Origin of the sequence: Siminovitchia thermophila (assembly GCF_016909185.1) — a bacterium.
GTDB classification, from domain to species: Bacteria; Bacillota; Bacilli; order Bacillales; family Bacillaceae_C; genus Siminovitchia; species Siminovitchia thermophila.
Map to the genome: position 1 here is coordinate 1 of NZ_JAFBFH010000061.1, position 6,446 is coordinate 6,446.

The following is a 6,446-nucleotide window of genomic DNA, read 5'->3' on the forward strand; positions in this document are numbered from 1 at the left end:
CCTAATTCAAACTACCCTTACTGAAAACCGCAACGGGTTTTGCGGAAACCCACAATGTGGTTTTGCGGTAAATTCGTGAAAAAGTGAATTATAATGTATTGCATATGAGAAGAAGGTCATATTGAGGTTACCAAACAGAACTGGTTGAGATAGCCATGGATAGAGGCTAGCTATTGAAAAAAAAGGGCGTTAAAAGGGACACTAATAGGATTTAAAGGAGAAGATTCAAATTTTTCTCCCTACTCTCACAAGCTATCATCTATGCGAGAATCACTATTCATTTAGGGGGCTTATAGTATGAAAAAGTAACCAAATCGTGGATTATTTGTAGCCTGGCTCTGGGGTTAGTTCTTAGTGGAGTTACGTTGGGAGCAGTCCATGCTGATGGAAAAACTTTTAACGGCTTTTCCGTTACGGGAAAAATTACAAAGACTGCAACAGTATGGTTTACCCCAAGCTGGAGAATAAAAGGTAGTAGTTATGGTATGAAAAATGGCAAACATGTTAAACAAGCCTATGTCCGCATTAAGGAAGGTAGTTATGACTCTGGAAGAAAATGGACAAAAGCAGCTCGAAGCAAAAAAGACAAGAGAGAATATAGAAAATCCATCTCGAAAAAAAATAAACCTTTTGCAACCATGAAAGCAAATTATGGATGGCGATATTTTTAGGCTGTAAACGTTATTGTAGATATTTTGTGGTACCTGCTTTAGTAGGTACCACCTACATAGGAAGGATTAGGATGACACTATTAAAGAAATCGTTTTATATTATTGCTTACTATATGGTCGTAGCTACTTTCTCATGCTTAGCGTTTTCCTCTTTAATTAATTCGTATGAACGAACAGCGATATTACCCGATGGGTTGAGTGCCAATAGTTTACGAGTAACGATTCAATCAGCGGAAGAAGAGATAGAAAAACGAACAGCAGGAAATTTAATAGAAGAGTTGGAATCTAAAAGCAATCGACCTTTTTTACTTTTTAAAGAAGTTGATATGGCCTATGGGAAATACTTTTATTTGCATCAGCATGATTTGCCAGTAAGTACAGTTGATTGGGACCAAGTCCCTAAAGAACAACCTGTTGCCGTATTAGACAAGGCAATGATACATAATGTAACTGAAAAAAACGGGAAGAAATATTTCCGTTATAACAGTAGGGATTATGAAGTGATGGATCTGTTTACACCAAAGGAAGTCATGACTGAATTAGAGCGGTCATTTTTTATTTCACTTGATCCAACAATAAATATAACCGGGGTATATGACATTGATGGGCTGTCACTGAATACGGTTCGTCAAGCTTTAATATCATTACAAAAGGACATACCATCGTTACATTTTGAAGTGAATCCGTTACACCCCTCAATGAAAGAGCGAATTGATTATGTCATAGAAGATCAGATGGTCATTGTGGTTATGTTACTTGTGACGATGATTTTTATTGGAATGAGTACAATTGGAACAACTACAGCTTGGATTGATTCCAGACGCGATGAAATATATGCTCGTTACTTGGTTGGTGCACGGTTTAAAGACATTCAGTGGTGGCTTCTCAAAGATTACCTATTTGTGCTCATCGGAAGCTTTGCTGCGGGTGCGGTAATCGCATTCCTATTAATCGCAGTAAATGCATTTGACAAAGTAGTAAATGCATTTGATGAGCGTGGCCTGATGGTTGCATTTGTATTTTGTTTATTCATTGGTATTTTGACACTGGTCACCGCCACATGGTTGAGCCAACTAAAAAAAGGAATCATTAGAAAGGAATCATCATGATAAGGAATCAGTTTTTTTTAGCATTAAAAGATTTGTGGCGAAAAAAATGGCGCTCTTTCATTTTGTTGATTCAAGTGACGCTGATGCTTGTTTTAATTCATTTTTCTGTTCTTTCATTTATTGATCTCCAACAAATGAAAGACGAGGTATCACGATTAACGAAAGATAAAGAAATATATGCATTAATGGATCTAACGAGTAATGATGATGTGACAAAACTTGTAAATGATGATGATAAAGTTACAGATCTCCATGCATTGTATAACTATATCTTTCATAATCCCTCTTTTTCAGCTTTTACATTATACTCTAGTTCTCTGTTTATAGATGACCCACGTTTGCCTGACATAAAAGGAGTTGTTTATGATGAAGAGAATGAGGATGGCTCGAGTGAAGTGGAGTATGTACTAACAACAGAAGAATTTTTCAACTATTTCCAGGTAGATATTGTCGAAGGCCGATACTTTGATAAAAAAGATTACAAAGATAAAAAAGAGGTCACTCCTGTTATTATTGGTCATTACTTTGCAAAGGTTTGGGATATGGGTGAGACATTTTCAGATACATATGGAAATAAATATAAGGTGATAGGAATCCTGGATAAAGGAGCAACATATATCAATATTATGTCCTCTCGTGAAATTCATCAAATGGACTCAATGATTCTATTACCGCTTAATGAAAGTAAATTGCAAAGTGTGCCAGATTACGACGAAATTATTCCGACTGCATATATCGTACCGCAAAAGGAAACAGACATAAAAAAAATGATTGATTATGCTGCTGAATTAGAGACATATTCGTTGGGTTATAAAAGTTTGAGTGAACAAATAAAGCATGTTATAAGAGACAAACAAACATGGATTCAGATGCAATTGTTTTTGCTGGCATTAGTAGCAAGCTTCACAATGCTTTCATTAATAGTGTCGCTTTTACAATTTATTGATAAAAATCAATATGAATTTGGCGTACACTATCTTTCCGGGGCAGAAAATAAACATATTGGGACGCGTATTGTTTTTCAAATATTACCATTCATTGTAATCGGCAATCTGGTTAGTTTTTTTATAGGAAAATCACTGTTATCAACTGGCATAACGCTACTAGCAAGTACCATATTGGGAGTATTAGTGATAATCATCCCACTTATAAAAATTCAGAGAATGGGATTAAGTTCAATATTGAGGTGGAAAAACAGATGATTCAGTTGGAAGAAATCACAAAGACTTTTAACACAAAAGCTGTATCATTGCAGGCGCTTCATAAAGTGTCGTTATCTATTAAGGAAGGAGAATTTGTGGCGATCACTGGAACATCTGGATCTGGGAAAACGACATTGTTAAATATTCTCGGCTGCTTAGATGATCAAACGAGTGGGAAGTATTTTCTGGCTGGTGAAGATGTAAGTAATTATAATAAAGCAAAAAAGGCGACAATACGCAATGAACTAATTGGGTTTGTATTACAGGATTTTGCCTTAGTAGAGCATTATACGGTGAAACAAAATATGATGCTTCCGGTCATGTATATGAAGGATAAAAAAATGAGAAAAGAGCGCCAACAAAACATGGAAGAATTACTCACAAAACTCGGTATTGTCCATAAAATAAAAGAAAAAACGGCCCTGCTGTCTGGTGGACAAAAACAGCGGGTTGCAATTGGAAGAGCATTAATTAATGAACCAAAGTTAATTTTGGCAGACGAACCAACAGGTGCATTAGATCAAAAGACTTCGCAAGAAATCATGGAAATATTGAACAAATTATATCAGGAAGGAAAAACAGTGATCGTTGTTACCCATGATCCCTTTGTTGCAAGTTACTGTAGTAGGATCATTCAAATAGAGGATGGAAAAATCGTGTCTGATTCATAAAAGTGTATAATGATTAAGCAAATATATAGAAACAAAAAATTTTTTAATCTTTTGTTGCTTGCTGATGAATAAAAAGATACATCAATGGATATCTGGAACGCGGGGAAAGTGTTTGTACTGGAAATAGATCATAAAGTAAGGCATTATGGGCCGTAACAAATGATGGTGATGGGATTCTTGAAATGAAGGATCTGGCAGCAGAACCTTATGTACAACGTAAAGGATATGAAGAAATCTTACGAACATTACAAGAATAAAGATCATGCGATATTCTTTGGAACAGGTAGCCTCCGGAACATGATTTTTTATAAGGCCTGTGACAATTTTTTTGTTAAGTGAAACAAAAAATGATAATCATCACATCATTTCATTTGACTATTCTAAAAGGAATTATATAAAAATAAAGTGTTTAAATATGTTAGGAGGATTATTAAAAAAATGCCGCATTCTATAAGACTTCGTTTCCCTACTTTGAACTAGTAATTAAATACGTTCAAAGGCTCTGTTTTGTGTACACAGAGTAAACGGGATAAGTCTGTCCTTTTTTAATAATCTTCATTTCATATGCTAAATATGTAATGTCTAGAAAGGCGGATTGTTCTGCCTTTCTTTCTTTTTGCCTTATTTTCCTTCCTTTGTTAAACAATAGGCGGGTTTATTTGTTGATGGCTTTTCATACCCATAAGTGAATAAGGATGGGTCTTCAAACAATACTGGTTCCAATTTTATCTAAATAATAGAGATTCAGATTTGAAACATTGGTCGACCATGTTCCAGGATTCAGATAGCAAATATTAAAAAAGCGAGATTAGACTATTCTCAAGCTCTTGCATAATCTAACCGTTTGAAGAAACAGAAGTCGTTAAAGCGCAAGAGATATTAGCTGAATTTCCCTAATTCAAACTACCCTTACTGAAAACCGCAACGGGTTTTGCGGAAACCCACAATGTGGTTTTGCGGTAAATTCGTGAAAAAGTGAATTATAATGTATTGGGAATCACATTTTACATATGAGAAGGAGGTCATATTGATTTTACCAAACAGAACTGGTTGAGATAGCCATGGATAGAGGCTAGCTATTGAAAAAAAAGGGGTGTTAAACAAGAGAGTTGCTGTCGTATGAAATATTTGTTGAAAGAAGCTTATTTAATAGGTGATGAGGAGATTCAATGAATTCCTGAACTACGAACATATATTGTTAATAAAATAGAATTTTGATACCTATTGATTTTTAGAGAAAATACTGTATATGGAAAAGCATTTTTAGGAGGAAAGAGAAAATGAGAAAAAAATTAATCGTTCCAATTGTTGCTGCTCTTTGCTTTACAGTAGGTGTGGGGATTAATACCTCGGACGTTGAAGCAGCCGGGAATTATAAAGACAAGAAGTTTAGTTTTACTTTAAAACCAATAAAAAGAAACTCTTATTCTAAAGCGAGGGAAAAAAGGGATGCTACTTCCGCCTATGTAAAGCTTAACTCAATTGGGAAAGGCAAAATGAAAGCATGGATTGTGAAGTCCAATGGTGCCAGTGTGAGAGCGAAAAAAGTTACGGTTAAACAAGGTCAAGCAAAATTTATTACTAACTATGCATATGAAGATTATGGAAAAGTAAATGTTAAATTAGCGGGTGAAACTGAAAAAGCTCAGATAGTCAAAGTAGCAGCTTCTGGAGTCTGGAGTCCAGACAGTATTTAAATAAGTTTATTTATTTCATCAAAACCTCTAAAAGATGAAAGCTTTTTAGAGGTTTTGATTTCTAAGGAGATATCCGTACATATGGGATCATATTTTAAAATAGAGTTTAAAAGAGGATTAAGTAGCAAATCATTTATTGGTGCAATTATAATAGGTTTTGTCATAGTGATGATCCATCAAATTTTCGTTGATCGCTTTATTGCTTATGGCAGCGGCAGTGCTTATATGTTTGCAACCGGGTTTGATGATAACTATATGTTAACCCAACTATATTACTTATTATTTCCTATTATGGTGGCTTTGGCTGGCTCCGATTTATTTGGGGAAGATGATAGATCGGGTATCTATTATATTACAAGGTCAAGAGTGTCTAAAAAGAATTATTTTACAGTAAAGATCACTCTTTCCTTTATACTTGGCGGGCTTGCTTTTGCTTTTCCTTTGGTTATTGAAATGTGGGGGTTATTGATGTTCTATCCGGCTGATAGTCCCGATATATTTTTGCAAATCTCTCCAGTTGAATATGGAGATTTATTTGCTTCATTGTTTATCCATACTCCCCTTCTCTATTGGCTTAACTTTTTATTATTTGGATTTATGTATGGCGGGGTATATGCATGGATTGGTTTTTTAACATCCTTATTTACAAATAATAAATATCTTGTTCTGTTAATGCCGTTTTGCGTCTACTATGGCTTATGGGTGATCCTTTCGCTTTTTGGATATCCAGAATGGTCTCCATTTGGATTTTTGACGCCGGCACAAGGATACACAACGATCTCATTATCTGTGATTTTATTTCAACTTATTGTGTCAATCATTTTATGTTTAACCATTATGATAGGAAAGTGTAAAAATGAATTCGTTTAAGTGGATGATTCAAGCAAATAAACAAAATAAGAAAATAAGAATATGGTTGATTGTTTTCATATTCATTATCCTTATTTGGCGCACCTATCTGTTTATTCAATCGTATAAACAAACTGGACAAATATCAAAGGTTGTTTATGGCAAACTAATAATGTAGGGATTGGCATTTAATTTATGTATGGCCCGTAGGGCATACATAAATTAAATACGCCACTTGCCAACTCCT

The 6,446-nt window shown here is 34.8% G+C and carries 6 protein-coding genes; all 6 read left to right on the forward strand.

Annotated features, from left to right (window positions below; genetic code table 11):
* Positions 1-365 precede the first annotated feature (365 nt).
* The 6 genes from JOC94_RS22150 to JOC94_RS22175 all read left to right on the forward strand — a co-directional run bounded on the left by JOC94_RS22150 (position 366) and on the right by JOC94_RS22175 (position 6,220).
* Positions 366-671 (forward strand): hypothetical protein, encoded by a 306-nt coding sequence (locus JOC94_RS22150; RefSeq protein ID WP_205180372.1) that lies wholly within the window; start codon positions 366-368, stop codon positions 669-671.
* Between the two features lie 71 nt (positions 672-742).
* Positions 743-1,780: an ABC transporter permease gene (locus JOC94_RS22155; RefSeq protein WP_205180374.1), complete on the forward strand. Its 1,038-nt coding sequence runs from the start codon at positions 743-745 to the stop codon at positions 1,778-1,780.
* On the forward strand, positions 1,777-2,982 hold the full coding sequence (locus JOC94_RS22160; RefSeq protein ID WP_205180378.1) for an ABC transporter permease: 1,206 nt from the start codon (positions 1,777-1,779) through the stop codon (positions 2,980-2,982). Before JOC94_RS22155 ends, JOC94_RS22160 begins: the two co-directional genes overlap by 4 nt.
* Complete coding sequence (locus JOC94_RS22165; RefSeq protein ID WP_205180379.1) at positions 2,979-3,653, forward strand: ABC transporter ATP-binding protein; 675 nt, start codon at positions 2,979-2,981, stop codon at positions 3,651-3,653. Before JOC94_RS22160 ends, JOC94_RS22165 begins: the two co-directional genes overlap by 4 nt.
* 1,280 nt (positions 3,654-4,933) lie before the next feature.
* Positions 4,934-5,350: a DUF2712 domain-containing protein gene (locus JOC94_RS22170; protein WP_077110471.1), complete on the forward strand. Its 417-nt coding sequence runs from the start codon at positions 4,934-4,936 to the stop codon at positions 5,348-5,350.
* Between the two features lie 81 nt (positions 5,351-5,431).
* The gene (locus JOC94_RS22175) at positions 5,432-6,220 is read left to right on the forward strand and encodes a hypothetical protein (protein ID WP_205180380.1); all 789 of its coding nucleotides are present in this window, start codon (positions 5,432-5,434) and stop codon (positions 6,218-6,220) included.
* Positions 6,221-6,446: the final 226 nt, after the last annotated feature.